Source organism: Arthrobacter vasquezii (assembly GCF_029455255.1).
GTDB lineage: Bacteria > Actinomycetota > Actinomycetes > Actinomycetales > Micrococcaceae > Arthrobacter_D > Arthrobacter_D parietis.
Map to the genome: position 1 here is coordinate 30,989 of NZ_JAROKN010000014.1, position 13,838 is coordinate 44,826.

At 61.7% G+C, this 13,838-nt stretch carries 10 protein-coding genes; 5 read left to right on the forward strand and 5 right to left on the reverse strand.

The window, feature by feature from the left end:
* The first annotated feature begins 17 nt into the window (after positions 1-17).
* From P4U43_RS07735 to P4U43_RS07755, 5 genes are all read left to right on the forward strand, one after another.
* Positions 18-1,226: an ROK family transcriptional regulator gene (locus P4U43_RS07735; RefSeq protein ID WP_277358198.1), complete on the forward strand. Its 1,209-nt coding sequence runs from the start codon at positions 18-20 to the stop codon at positions 1,224-1,226.
* Positions 1,227-1,354: 128 nt separating this feature from the next.
* Positions 1,355-2,893: a multiple monosaccharide ABC transporter ATP-binding protein gene (gene mmsA, locus P4U43_RS07740; RefSeq protein ID WP_277358199.1), complete on the forward strand. Its 1,539-nt coding sequence runs from the start codon at positions 1,355-1,357 to the stop codon at positions 2,891-2,893.
* 20 nt (positions 2,894-2,913) lie between these two features.
* Positions 2,914-4,203 carry a multiple monosaccharide ABC transporter permease gene (gene mmsB, locus P4U43_RS07745; protein ID WP_056548945.1) on the forward strand — a complete coding sequence of 430 codons (1,290 nt, stop codon included), beginning with the start codon at positions 2,914-2,916 and terminating at the stop codon, positions 4,201-4,203.
* A 72-nt stretch (positions 4,204-4,275) separates the two neighbouring features.
* The gene (locus tag P4U43_RS07750) at positions 4,276-5,382 is read left to right on the forward strand and encodes a substrate-binding domain-containing protein (RefSeq protein WP_277358200.1); all 1,107 of its coding nucleotides are present in this window, start codon (positions 4,276-4,278) and stop codon (positions 5,380-5,382) included.
* A gap of 213 nt (positions 5,383-5,595) precedes the next feature.
* Positions 5,596-6,672 carry a Gfo/Idh/MocA family protein gene (locus P4U43_RS07755; RefSeq protein ID WP_277358201.1) on the forward strand — a complete coding sequence of 359 codons (1,077 nt, stop codon included), beginning with the start codon at positions 5,596-5,598 and terminating at the stop codon, positions 6,670-6,672.
* Between the two features lie 27 nt (positions 6,673-6,699).
* On the opposite strand, the gene P4U43_RS07760 is transcribed toward P4U43_RS07755, so the two are convergent.
* From P4U43_RS07760 to P4U43_RS07780, 5 genes are all read right to left on the reverse strand, one after another.
* Positions 6,700-7,692, reverse strand: a complete 993-nt coding sequence (locus tag P4U43_RS07760) for a bile acid:sodium symporter family protein (RefSeq protein ID WP_277358202.1) — start codon at positions 7,690-7,692, stop codon at positions 6,700-6,702.
* A 127-nt stretch (positions 7,693-7,819) separates the two neighbouring features.
* On the reverse strand, positions 7,820-9,016 hold the full coding sequence (locus P4U43_RS07765) for an LPXTG cell wall anchor domain-containing protein (RefSeq protein WP_277358203.1): 1,197 nt from the start codon (positions 9,014-9,016) through the stop codon (positions 7,820-7,822).
* On the reverse strand, positions 9,013-10,182 hold the full coding sequence (locus P4U43_RS07770) for a hypothetical protein (protein WP_277358204.1): 1,170 nt from the start codon (positions 10,180-10,182) through the stop codon (positions 9,013-9,015). The genes P4U43_RS07765 and P4U43_RS07770 overlap by 4 nt, the downstream gene beginning before the upstream one ends.
* A gap of 93 nt (positions 10,183-10,275) precedes the next feature.
* Positions 10,276-11,436 (reverse strand): hypothetical protein, encoded by a 1,161-nt coding sequence (locus P4U43_RS07775; RefSeq protein WP_277358205.1) that lies wholly within the window; start codon positions 11,434-11,436, stop codon positions 10,276-10,278.
* A 152-nt stretch (positions 11,437-11,588) separates the two neighbouring features.
* Entirely contained in the window at positions 11,589-13,808 is a 2,220-nt protein-coding gene (locus tag P4U43_RS07780) for an NADP-dependent isocitrate dehydrogenase (RefSeq protein WP_277358206.1), read from the reverse strand.
* Between the last annotated feature and the right edge of the window lie 30 nt (positions 13,809-13,838).

The window sequence follows — 13,838 nt, forward strand, 5'->3', positions numbered from 1 at the left end:
TGTAGGAATCTGTAGGCATGTCCGTTGAGTCTGCCGCGCCGTCGAGGCCTGCCCCCAAGCCGAGCCTTCATAAGCCAGGTTCCCAGTCGGCTCTCCGGCAGCTCAATGAGCAAAGAATCGTCCAGGCGCTTGCGACCGGCGGTCCTCAGACCCAGGCTGAACTGGCCCGCCAGACCGGGCTTTCCACGGCGACGGTCTCCAACATTGTTCGCGGTATGTCGGACTCAGGCACAGTAACAACGAGCCCCACCACCAGCTCCGGGCGCAGGGCCCTGTCCGTTGCGCTCAATGACAACGGGTTAGTTGCTGTCGGCATCGACATCGGCCGAAGGCACGTGAGGGTAGTCCTTGCCGGCCCGGACTACCGTGTTCTTTGCGAGGAAGCCATCCCGCTGACAGCCGGCCACACCGCGGAGGAAGGGCTCGACGCCGCCGCGGAACTCCTTGAACGGCTGCTGACGGAATCGGGTACTCCCCGAAGCGCGCTACTCGGCGCCGGCATCGGAATCCCCGGCCCCATTGACCGTCGCACAGGAACCGTTGTGCAGGGCGCCATCCTGCCTGAATGGGTGGGAATCAACATCCTCGAGACGTTCAGTGAACGCCTCAGAATCCCTGTGTTCATTGACAATGACGCCAACCTCGGAGCGCTGGCGCAGGTCACCTGGGGGCCGCACAGTTCGGTGGAGAACCTGATCTTCGTGAAGATCGGCTCAGGCATCGGCGCCGGCCTGATCCTCAACGGTGCGCTGTACTACGGCAACGTCGGGATCACGGGAGAACTAGGCCACACCACCATCGACGAGCACGGCCTCATCTGTCGGTGCGGCAACCGCGGCTGCCTCGAAACCGTCGCCTCGACGGCAACCATGATCAGCCTGCTAGAGCGCACCAGCCACCGGCCGCTCACGGCGCCCGACATTGTGCAGCTCGCCCTCGGTGGAGACACCGCAACACTTCGCGTCCTCGACGATGCCGGCCTCGCGATCGGCCGCGCCATTGCCCATGTCGCCAACCTGATCAACCCCGAACTGATAGTTCTCGGCGGGTCCCTGACCGGCCTCGGCGATATCCTTCTTGACCCCGTCCGGCGCGGATTGCTTCGGCATGCAGTGCCGGTTGTCGGAGAATCGACAACTGTCAGCATGGGCTCCCTCGGGGACCGCGCCGAAGCACTGGGGGGCGTCGCCGTCGTCTTGTCCCAGCCCAGCCTTAGCTCAAGCTAAGTTCTGGTTTTCCAACAGTTCGACATTAATTGCGTTCAAGACTTGACGCCAACACCTTACTCAGAGTTTACTTTTTTGGCGGGCCTTTTCGGTCCAAGGACAGCGCAGTCAGTTGCGGGAAGGCCTCTATGGACAACCACACCATCCTCGAGATGCAGTCGATCACCAAGGAATTTCCCGGTGTGAAAGCACTCGATCATGTTTCCCTTTCCGTTACGGCCGGCGAGATTCACGCGATCTGCGGTGAAAACGGTGCTGGGAAATCCACCCTGATGAAGGTGCTCTCCGGGCTCTATCCTTACGGCGACTACCAGGGTCAGATTGTCTTCCAGGGCAAGGAGATGCAGTTCAAGGACATTCGTTCCAGCGAAGCCGCCGGAATCGTGATCATCCACCAGGAACTCGCCCTGATCCCCGAGCTGTCCATCGCCGAGAATATTTTCCTCGGCAATGAGCCCACACGCTTCGGAGTGATCGACTGGGACAAGGTCAACCTCTCCGCCGTCGAGCTCCTGGCCCGCGTCGGGCTGAGCGAAGACCCGACTACCAAGATCAAGGACATCGGTGTCGGCAAGCAGCAGCTGGTCGAAATCGCCAAGGCCCTCAGCAAGTCCGTTAAGCTGCTCATCCTCGATGAGCCCACAGCCGCACTCAACGAAGCTGACTCCCAGCATCTGCTGGATCTGATGTCCGGACTGCGCTCCAAGGGCATCTCCTGCATCATGATCTCCCACAAGCTCAACGAGATCGAGCAGATTGCGGACTCTATCACGATCATCCGTGACGGCAAGGCAATCGAAACCCTGCATATCAAGAACGACGGCGTGGACGAGGACCGCATCATTCGCGGCATGGTCGGACGCTCTCTCGAGTCCCGTTTCCCTGACCACACCCCGAAGATCGGCGAAACGTTCTTCGAGGTGCGCAACTGGACGGTCGGCCACCCCAACGTTGCCGACCGCCTGGTCTGCAAGAACTCAAGCTTCAAGGTGCGGCGCGGGGAGATCGTCGGCTTCGCCGGCCTGATGGGCGCCGGGCGCACGGAACTCGCCCGTTCCGTGTTCGGCCGCTCCTACGGCAACTTCAAGTCCGGCCGAATCTTCAAGGACGGCAAGGAAGTCACCTTCAAGTCCGTGCCGCAGGCAATCGACGCGGGCCTCGCCTACGTTACCGAGGACCGCAAATCGCTCGGGCTGAACCTCCTGGATGACATCAAGACCACCACCGTCTCCGCAAACCTCAAAAAGATCACCCACAACTTCGTGGTGGACAACGACGAGGAATACCGCGTGGCGGAGGAATACCGGAAGTCGCTGCGGACCAAGACACCGAGCGTCAACGAGGGCGTGGCCAAATTATCCGGCGGCAACCAGCAGAAGGTGGTGCTGTCGAAATGGATGTTCACCGATCCCGATCTGCTCATTCTTGACGAGCCGACCCGCGGCATCGACGTAGGCGCCAAATACGAGATCTACGGCATCATCCAGAAGCTCGCAGACCAGGGCAAGGGCGTGATCGTCATTTCCTCAGAGCTCCCGGAACTCCTCGGTCTCTCAGACCGCATCTACACCATCTTCGAAGGCTCCATCACCGGCGAGGTGACCCGTGAGCAAGCCAGCCAGGAATCCCTGATGAAACTCATGACCGCCAGCAGAAAATCTGCCTGACCGAATCCCTAGGACGCACCATGAATTCCCTCAAGCGAATGTTCGGCGGCAACACCCGGCAGTTCGGGATGATTTTCGCCCTGATCGCCCTGATTCTGTTTTTCCAATGGCAGACCGGTGGCAACACACTCACACCGACCAACGTCATCAACCTGTTCAACGGCAACGCGTACATCCTGATCCTGGCAATCGGCATGGTGCTGGTCATCATCGCGGGCCATATCGACCTCTCGGTCGGGTCCGTGGCAGCCTTCGCCGGCGTCGTCGTCGCCATCTCCATCCGCGACTGGGGCATTCCCTGGTACCTCGGGATCGTGCTCGGGCTTGTCCTCGGTGCACTGATCGGAGCGTGGCAGGGATTCTGGGTTGCCTACGTGGGCATACCGGCGTTCATCGTGACCCTGGCGGGCATGCTCCTGTTCCGTGGAGCGAACCAGTACGTGGGCGAATCAAACACCATTCCCGTACCTGAGGCGTTCCAGTTCATCGGGGCCGGCTACCTCCCCGAGGTGGGACCCGTCACGGGATATAACAACCTCACGGTGCTCCTGGGTCTGCTCGCTGTGGGCTTCTTCGTGTACCAGGAGTTCAGCAACCGCCGCCGCACCGCGCAGATCGGCTCAGAGGTGCAGCCGCTGTGGATCTCCGTGGCGAAACTCGTCCTCCTCGCCGCCGCCATCCTGTACGTCACGTCCCTGTTTGCCACCGGCCGCCCGGGAACGTCCTTCCCTATTCCCGGGCTCATCCTCGCTGTCCTGGTCATCATCTTTGCGTTCATCTCGAACAAGACCGTGGTCGGTCGCCATGTGTATGCCGTCGGTGGCAACCGCCACGCGGCCGAGCTCTCCGGCGTGCAGAGCAAGCGCGTGAACTTCCTGGTGATGATGAACATGTCCATCCTTGCGGCACTCGCCGGAATGATCTTCGTGGGCCGGTCCACAGCATCCGGCCCCTTCGACGGCGTGGGCTGGGAACTCGATGCGATCGCGGCAGTGTTCATTGGCGGTGCAGCAGTGACCGGTGGCGTGGGAACGGTGATCGGCTCCGTGATCGGCGGCCTCGTCATGGCCGTCCTGAACAACGGCCTGCAGCTGATGGGCATCGGCGCCGACATGACACAGATCATCAAGGGTCTCGTGCTGCTGATCGCAGTCGCGTTTGATGTGTACAACAAGAGCCAGGGGAAACCCTCCATCATCGGGCTGCTCACCCGAAACTTCGGCGGCGGGCGAAACAAGCCCGATGCGCCGTCAGCGCCCGAGGAAAACCCCGCAGCCCGGGAGGCAGTGGGCACAAAGCAGGTCCTCTAGAACCGATCCGCCGGTTCTGGCCAAAACCTTTCACTGACAACCAAAGCAAGATGCTAAAGAAAGAGAAATCGAATGCGTAACTTCGCAAAATCACTTGCAGCACTCACTGCAATTTCAGCATTGGCGCTGACATCCTGTGGCCGCGAGGATCCCGGTACGGCAACCGGGACCGCCGGCGGCACCGAGACCGCCTGCGAAGGGTTCGAGGAAGGCGCCGCCATCGGTGTAGCGCTGCCCCAGAAGACCTCGGAGAACTGGGTCCTGGCGGAGCAGCTGTTCAACGATGGCCTGACCGAAGCCGGGTACGAGCCGTCCGTCCAGTTTGCCAATGGCGGCGTGGCGGAGCAGCAAGCCCAGATCAGCTCAATGATCACCAACGGCGTGGAGGTCCTCGTGGTCGGTGCGATCGACGGCGCACAACTGGGCAACCAGCTGCAGCAAGCCAAGGACGCCGGGATCACGGTCCTCGCCTATGACCGTCTGCTCACCAACACCGAAAACGTGGACTACTACGTGGCCTATGACAACTTCAAGGTCGGTGAGCTGCAGGGCCAGGCCCTCCTGGACGGGTTGGCTGAGCGCAAGGGTGAAGGTCCTTACAACATCGAACTGTTCGCGGGCTCTCCCGATGACGCGAACGCCCAGGTCTTCTTCGACGGCGCCATGAGCGTCCTTCAGCCGAAGATCGACGACGGCACGCTCAATGTCGTCTCAGGCCAGACCTCCTTTGACCAGGCAGTGACCCAGGGCTGGAAGGCCGAGAACGCGCAGCGTCGCATGGATACCCTCCTCAGCGGTAACTACGCCTCCGAGGAATTGCATGGCGTGCTCTCACCGAATGACACGCTGGCACGCGCCGTCCTCACCTCGGTTGCGGCTGCAGGAAAGGATACGCCGGTTGTCACCGGCCAGGACTCCGAGGTGGAATCGGTCAAGTCGATCATGGCAGGTGAGCAGTACTCCACCATCAACAAGGACACCAGCAATCTGGTGGAGCAGACCATCACGATGGTTGAAGCCATCGGCGCCTGTGAAGAGGTCGAGGTCAACGACACCGAGTCCTACGACAACGGCGTGAAGGTTGTCCCGGCCTACCTGCTGGAACCGCAGATCGTCACCCAGGAAAACGCGGCAGAAGCGTACGCCGATGACCCCACGCTCGCTGAGCTGGTCAAGTAGCCAACTCCAGGAAGATCCCCGGCCGCATTTCGCGACCGGGGATCTTTTTTCGTCGCATGCTAAAAGTGAGGCTCTCCCAGGTCGGCGCTTCGGAGCTCGCAATGCCCATGCGACGCCGGGTGAACGGGGCGGCGCTGGTCCTTGAAGCGGGTTGCGGACGTACCACTGCCGTAACGGGTGGACGTGCCCTCCTGCATTCGGAAGTATGAAGGAATGACGACGAACCTCCGCCTCCCTGTGCCCCCCTGCGTTGCGCCGGACGCGCCCTCGCCTTTCGCCGCTACCGGCGCGCCGCTGCGCTGGGGCGTGGTTGCCACGGGCGGGATCGCACGGAAAGTGACCGAGGATATCGCCCGCCTCGAGGACGCGGTGCTGCAGGCGGTGAGCTCGCGTAGGGAAGATCGGGCGCGCACCTTCGCCGATACGCACGGCTTCGCAACCGTGCATTACGACGACGGCGGCTCCCGCGGTTTCGAGCGGCTGGCTGAGGATCCGGACGTGGACGTCGTCTATGTAGCGACTCCGCATGGCCAGCACTACGAAGTATGCAAGGCACTGCTTGCCGCCGGCAAACACGTTCTGTGCGAGAAAGCCTTCACCGTCAACGCGCGTGAGGCGGAGGAGCTCATCAATCTGGCCCGGGAGAAGCGGGTGTTCCTCATGGAGGCGGTGTGGACGCGCTTCCTCCCCAGCGTGAACCGGGCGTGGGACATCATCCACTCGGGCGAACTCGGCGAAATCCGCTGGGTACAGGCGGACCTCGGTTTCCCAGCTGCCTATAACCCCGAAGCCCGCCTGTGGGACCCGCTCGCCGGTGGCGGAGCACTGCTGGACCTCACGGTTTACCCGTCCACGTGGGCGCTGGGATCGCTGGGCTTCCCCACTTCGGTTGCGGCCGAAGGCACACTGAATGACGACGGCGTGGACGCGCAGAACGCGCTGACCCTCACCTATGCAAGCGGCGCGCAGGCCCAGCTGTCGTCGTCGTTGTTGGCTTCCGGGCCGAGCCAGGCCACCGTCGCCGGCAGCAAAGGGTGGCTACGCACGTCCGCTCCGCTTCACAACCCGCGGGAACTGTACGTCCATCCGCACGGAGGCGAAGCACGGGTGGAGAAGTTCGAACAGGCAGGGAACGGGTACGCCTATGAGCTACGCGAAACCACGCGGTGCATTCAAGAGGGTCTCCTCGAAAGTCCCACCATGCCGCTTCAGCACACGCTCGACACCATGCGGATGTTCGATGGCGTCCGGGCCCAGCTGGGCCTTAGATATGCCAACGACGACCGGTAGCGGGCCCAAAAACCACCGTGAGTTGAATTAGCTCGCGAGGTTCGTTTCCGGCGCTGGCCGCTGCGTCTCTCCGGCTGCACCGCGGCGTCGCCAGTACGCTGCCAGAAGTGCGCCGGAGACGTTGTGCCAGACCGAGAATATTGCTGCGGGGAGGGCTGACTCCGGGGTCATATGTGTCCGGGCGAGGCCTGCTGCGAGGCCCGAGTTCTGCATTCCAACCTCGATCGCCGTGGTGCGCCGGGACGGAATCGGCAGCTTGAAAACTCGTGCAGCTCCATAGCCGAGCGCATACCCGAGGCCGTTGTGCAGGACTACTGCCAGCAGCACAAGCAAGCCCGCCGAGAAAATTGCTTCGGCGCTCAGCCCGACTACAGCCATGACCACCAGGGTGATCGCGACAACCGAGATCCAGGGCAGTACGGGAAGCGCCGCTGCCACAAGACGAGGCAGGAGCAGGCGTGCGGCCAGACCAAGTGCCACGGGAATCAGCACAATCTGGACGATGGACCATGCCATGGCGCCGGCGTCTACCGGTAGGTATTGTCCTGCCAGCCAGAGGGTGAGCAGAGGAGTCAGGAGCGGAGCAAGCAGTGTCGACACAGTGGTCATGGCGACTGATAGTGCTACATCACCCTTGGCCAGGTAAGACACCACGTTGGATGCTGTGCCGCCGGGGCAACATCCAACGAGGATCACACCGGCTGCAAGGGCGGCCGGCAGTCCGAGCACGGAAACCACCAGCAGCCCCAGCAGCGGCATCACTACGAATTGCGCAACGACGCCGATTACCACCGGAATCGGGCGCCTGGCAATCATTGCGAAATCCGGCGGTGTCAGCGTCAGGCCCATCCCGAACATGATGACTCCGAGAAGAGGATTGATCGCCGGTGCGAGGCCGGTGAACGCCGTCGGTATCATCAACGCGACGGCGCCGCCGCCCAGGACAAGCAGCGGGAAAATGGTAACTGCAATGCGCGCGTTGCGTTCCTCAGCGGACGCAGCTGAGTGTTGCGATTTCATGCTTCAAGAAGTAACACGGGCGTTTCACCGCCGTCGCATCCGGCCCGGAATTGTTACGAGTAGCACCTAACGCAGGCGTGGCGAATGGCCGGAGCCACGTGGGCTCCGGCCATCGCCGTGGTTAAACCTAGATGCGTGCGGTACGGGCCCGACGCGACACTAGGGCAACACCGCATCCCAGCAGCAGACCTCCTACCAGAAGCAGCACCGATGAATCGGTTCCTGTCTGCGCGAGGCTGCCACGGGTCGCGTTGCCCGAGGTGGCGTTCGTGTCCGCGGCAGCGCTTGTACCGGCACTGGTCATGACGCCGGTGCTTGCCAAAACCACCGTGGACTCGGCGGCGGGGATGCCGTTGTCCGAAGCAGGGTTGCTACCTTGAGCCCCGTTGCCGGGAGTACCACTCTGATCACCTGGAACAGCAGGGCCACCGTTAGCAGGAGAGTCGCCTTCACCGGGGGTTACTCCATCACCGGGCGTCATTTCATCACCGGGCGTCGTGGGGAAGCCAGGTTCAGCAGGCGAGCCCGGATTCTCAGGGTTGACCGGGGTCTCAGGATCAGTCGGATCCTCGGGGTTCACGGGAACAGAAGGACCATCCGCGGCAGATCCACAATCGGACGAGTTGCTGTCGCCAAGCACAGAAAGTGCATTGCAGCCAACGTTGACAGGAACGATTACACCGAGGTCAACTCCGATGTCACCAAGAAGCCCGCCATCCTCAGTGCCTTCAGCACCACCGCTGCTGGTGTCACCGGAGGTCGAACCCTCAGCACCAGAATCGGCACCGCTGGTCGAAGAATCACCAATCACCGACACCGCGTTACCGCCAACATTGACCGGCACAACCGCATCAACACCCGCGACAACGTCACCAAGAAGCCCGCCATCATCAGTGCCTTCAACACCACCGCTGCTGGTGTCACCGGAGGTCGAACCCTCAGCACCAGAATCAGCACCACTGGTCGAAGAATCACCAATCACCGACACCGCGTTACCACCAACATTCACCGGCACAACCGCATCAACACCCGCGACAACGTCACCAAGAAGCCCGCCATCATCAGTGCCTTCAGCACCACCGCTGCTGGTGTCACCGGAGGTCGAACCCTCAGCACCAGAATCAGCACCGCTCGTCGAAGAATCACCAATCACCGACACCGCGTTACCACCAACGTTCACCGGCACAACCGCATCAACATCACCGACAACGTCACCAAGAAGCCCGCCATCATCAGTGCCTTCAACACCACCGCTGCTGGTGTCACCGGAGGTCGAACCCTCAGCACCAGAATCAGCACCACTGGTCGAAGAATCACCAATCACCGACACACCGCGTTACCACCAACATTCACCGGCACAACCGCATCAACATCAGCAACAACGTCACCAAGCAAACCATCATCGTTGGTTCCCTCAGTACCACCGCTGCTGGTGTCGCCGGACGTCGAACCCTCAGCAGCAGAATCGGAGCCACTGGTCGAGGAATCACCAATCACCGACACCGCGTTACCGCCAACGTTCACCGGCACAACCGCATCAACACCCGCGACAACGTCACCAAGAAGCCCGCCATCATCAGTGCCCTCGGAACCACCCGTCGAGGTACCCCCCGACGTCGAACCCTCAGCACCAGAATCAGCACCACTGGTCGAAGAATCACCAATCACCGACACCGCGTTACCACCAACATTGACCGGCACAACCGCATCAACACCACCGACAACGTCACCAAGAAGCCCGCCATCATCAGTGCCTTCAGCACCACCGCTGCTGGTGTCACCGGAGGTCGAACCCTCAGCACCAGAATCAGCACCACTGGTCGAGGAATCACCAATCACCGACACCGCGTTACCACCAACATTCACCGGAGCGACGGCGGCAACGCCTGCAGCGATATCGCCGACCAGGCCTTCACCCGACGAGGTTGCCACCTCTCCGCCGCTGGATGTGCCGATAGCTGCTGCGTCCGAGCCGGTCGAGGACGTATCCCCCACTACTGCGATCGAATTCCCGCTCACATTCAGCGGTGCTACAGCGGCAACGCCGGCAGTGATATCACCGATATGCCCTTCCCCCACCGAAGCCTGGGCCTCGCCACCGCCGATGGTACCGCCGATGGTACCGCCGGCCGCTGCAGTAGAGCCAACGGTTGAGGAATCACCTATCAGTGAGATCGAGTTACCACTCAAATTCACTGGTATGGCTGCCTCGATAGCTGCGGTCACGCCACCGAGGAGGTTGCCTTCCGATCCGGTGGTGCCAGCAGGATCACTGCTATCGACGGCCACTCCATCCGATGACGACGTCGACCCCTCAGAGGAAGCGTCCCCAATCACCGAGACGGAATTGCCGCTGACATCTACGGGCGCTACGACGTCGCCAACTACCGCTATGCCGGTCTCATCGGCTGATGCCGCCCCGGCGCCAAGGACGAGGATGCCCCCGGCGAGGAGGAATACTTTGATTCCTCGTTGTATGCAGGTTTGCATGATGTGTTTCTCCTGAATTGATGAGTATGGATAGCACGCAAGAGCGCGCCACAGTGACCGTCTGCCGCCCGCATGAGGGCAACCGACGGCTCATCAATCAGGAGTTGAACCGGGGTCGAAAGTTGGCCCAGAAGACAGCGCAGCAAGATAGCCGAACTGTGAAGCGCCAAGAGAAGAAATGCTGAAATCGAAAGAAAAATGGCTGTCAGCGGCGTATGGACTGCTCGCGCCTGCTGACCCTGCAGCAGCAGCGCCGGAAGCGGCATTACCCGCCGCGATGCCAACCGAACCGTCCGATTGCTGAAGATCAGCTACCGCAAGATCTGGAAGCCCCTGCAGTGCATACACCGCACCGTGTGGTGAGTCCGCTGGGTGGAAGTCAGTTGCCAGTGCGTCCACTGTCACAGATCCCGAAACAACAGTTGTTTCTGGGGCTTCTTGAGCAGCCGGCAGCGCTTCGCCAGGCAAACGGATGGGCGCCATAAGCGTTGCTACTTCCTCCTCCGCAGAGACCTGGGGGTCAGCAACCGACGGCTCAGTGGGAGCTTCGGGCAAGACAGGTGGGTCAACGCTCACAGGCTCAGGAAGGGGTGCCACAATCTCGTCAGGCGCAGTAGGACGAACAACCTCGATCACAGGATCGGTAACCGGTTCAAGAACCTCGACCACCGGATCGACCACAGGATGGACAACCTCGACCACGGGATCGAGTGTCTCTGCCACAGGGACAAGCACCTCTACGACCGGCGTCACGACTTCCTGGACCGGCGGCAGCACAGGTGCGGCTGCTGCATCAACGGCTTCCAGGACAGGCTGGGTAACGGCTGTGGTTGTTCCCGGCGGGACGATCACGTTCACCACAGGCAGTTCGGAAACAGCAGCGTCCACCAGGCTGGTGACCGGAGCAACCGTCTCGACCGCGCTGATGTTCGCGATAGCGGGTGGCACATTTTGAATGACGTCCGAGACCGCGGGCAGTGCAGAATTCTGGTTGGACGGGATCGGCGCAACTGCCTCAACAGGAACTGCCTCAACTACACCGCCGAGGGGTCCTGAAATATTCTGGACCACCGATTCCACGGGAGTCGTTACCGACTCAACCACGGAAGTGACGGACCCCAGCAGATTGCGCTCCCCGGCATCGACCGCCTGTGCTGCGCCCGCAGACAACGCCAGCAGACCGAAAGCGCCTCCGACACTGAGGAGGGAAATGCGCACAGAGGAGATGAGCGAACGGCGGTTTCGCCTGCTCATGCCATCACCCCCACGGTCAATGCTGAGCCTCAAGGAGAACATGCTTCTTACCCGGTGTAAACAGCTCATCGACTATTCGTCTTCAGCTTCTGCAAGCAAAAAGCCCCGCACCTGCGAGCGAATCGCGGGTGCGGGGCGTTCTGCATGCGGTCCTAGCCGAGGGTCGAGAGGACTTCAGTAAACTTCTGCGACGGCCGCATCGCGGCCACCACCTTGGTGATGTCCGGGTGGTAGTAGCCGCCGATATCCACCGGTGTTCCCTGGACTGCGAGCAGTTCCGACAGGATGGTGTCTTCGCTGGACGTCAGCTGTTCCGCCACTGCCGAGAATGCCGCTGCGAGCTCGGCGTCCTCGCTCTGGCTTGCGAGCTCTTTGGCCCAGAACTGGGCAAGGTAGAAGTGGCTTCCACGGTTGTCGAGTTCGCCGACCTTGCGGCTCGGTGATTTGTTCTCCAGGAGGAAGGTAGCCGTTGCACGGTCGAGCGTGTCCGCCAGGATCTGGGCACGCGCATTTCCTGCCGTGGTGGCAAGGTGCTCGAAGCTGACCGCAAGCGCAAGGAACTCGCCGAGGCTGTCCCAGCGCAGGTGATTCTCGCGGACGAGTTGCTGGACGTGCTTGGGAGCAGAACCACCCGCACCCGTCTCGAAGAGGCCGCCGCCGTTGATCAGGGGAACGATGGAGAGCATCTTGGCGCTGGTGCCCAGTTCAAGAATGGGGAACAGGTCGGTGAGGTAGTCCCGCAGTACGTTTCCTGTGACGGAAATGGTGTCTTCGCCCTTGCGGATTCGTTCGAGGGTGAATGCGGTTGCCTTCACCGGAGAGAGGATCTCCAGCTGGAGACCGTCGGTGTCGTGCTCCTCGAGGTACTCGTTCACCTTGGCGATCAGGTTGGCGTCATGCGCGCGCTCCTCATCAAGCCAGAACACGGCCGGCGTTGCTGATGCACGGCCTCGCGTGACCGCGAGCTTGACCCAGTCGCGGATGGCGACGTCCTTGGTCTGGCACGCACGCCAGATGTCACCCGGCTCGACATCGTGCTCGATCAGGACGTCACCGGAATTATCCACAATCTGGACCTTGCCCGGCGTTTCAATCTCGAAAGTCTTGTTGTGGCTGCCGTATTCCTCGGCGGCCTGGGCCATCAGGCCGACGTTCGGCACGGTGCCCATGGTGGTGGGATCGAAGGCACCGTTGGCGCGGCAGTCGTCAAGCACTACCTGATAGATGCCCGCGTACGAGCTGTCCGGCAGCACTGCGAGAGTGTCTGCTTCCTCTCCATCCGGGCCCCACATGTGACCGGAGGTTCGGATCATCGCGGGCATGGAAGCGTCGACGATGACGTCGCTCGGAACGTGCAGGTTGGTGATCCCCTTGTCCGAATCCACCATCGCCAGCTTCGGTCCGTTCTCGATGCCCTTGCGGACGGCAGCTTCCACCTCTTCGCGGGTGCCGGACGGCAGCTTCTCGAGGCCGCTCAGGATGGAGCCGAGCCCGTTGTTGGGGCTGAGCCCTGCTGCCTGGAGCTGGTCGCCGTAGGCGGCAAAGACCTCAGGCAGGAACGCGCGGACAATATGGCCGAAGATGATCGGGTCTGACACCTTCATCATGGTGGCCTTGAGGTGTGCGGAGAACAGCACACCGTCATTCTTTGCGCGCTCAACCTGGGCTGCAAGGAACTCGTCCAGGGCCGCCGCACGCATGACGGTTCCGTCGATAACCTCGCCGGCGAGGACCGGGAACGCCTTCTTCAGAACGTTCACCGTGCCGTCCTGTGTAACGTGCTGAATGGTCAGCGAGTCATCGGAGGACATGACAACGGACTTCTCATTCGAACGGAAGTCACCCTCGCTCATGGTCGCGACGTTGGTCTTCGAATCGGCTGACCACGCGCCCATGGTGTGCGGGTTCTTGCGGGCGTAGTTCTTCACCGACTGGGGCGCGCGGCGGTCCGAGTTGCCCTCGCGAAGCACCGGGTTGACGGCCGAGCCCTTGATCTTGTCATACCTCGCGCGGACGTCGGATTCCTCATCACTGGATGGGCTGTCCGGGTAGTCCGGCAGTGCGTAACCCTGGCCCTGAAGCTCCGCGATAGCTGCCTTCAGCTGCGGCACCGACGCGCTGATGTTCGGCAGCTTGATGATGTTTGCTTCGGGCTTGGTGGCCAGTTCTCCCAGCTCGGCGAGCGCGTCACCGATGCGCTGTTCCTCGGTCAGGTAGTCGCCGAACGTCGCAATGATGCGCCCGGCCAGCGAGATGTCGCGGGTCTCCACCTCTACCCCGGCGGTCGACGCGAAAGCCTCGATGATCGGGAGGAACGAATACGTGGCCAGCATCGGCGCTTCGTCGGTGTGGGTATAGATAATTTTAGCCATGGTGAGGCGTCTCCTGAGGGCTCTTTTTGT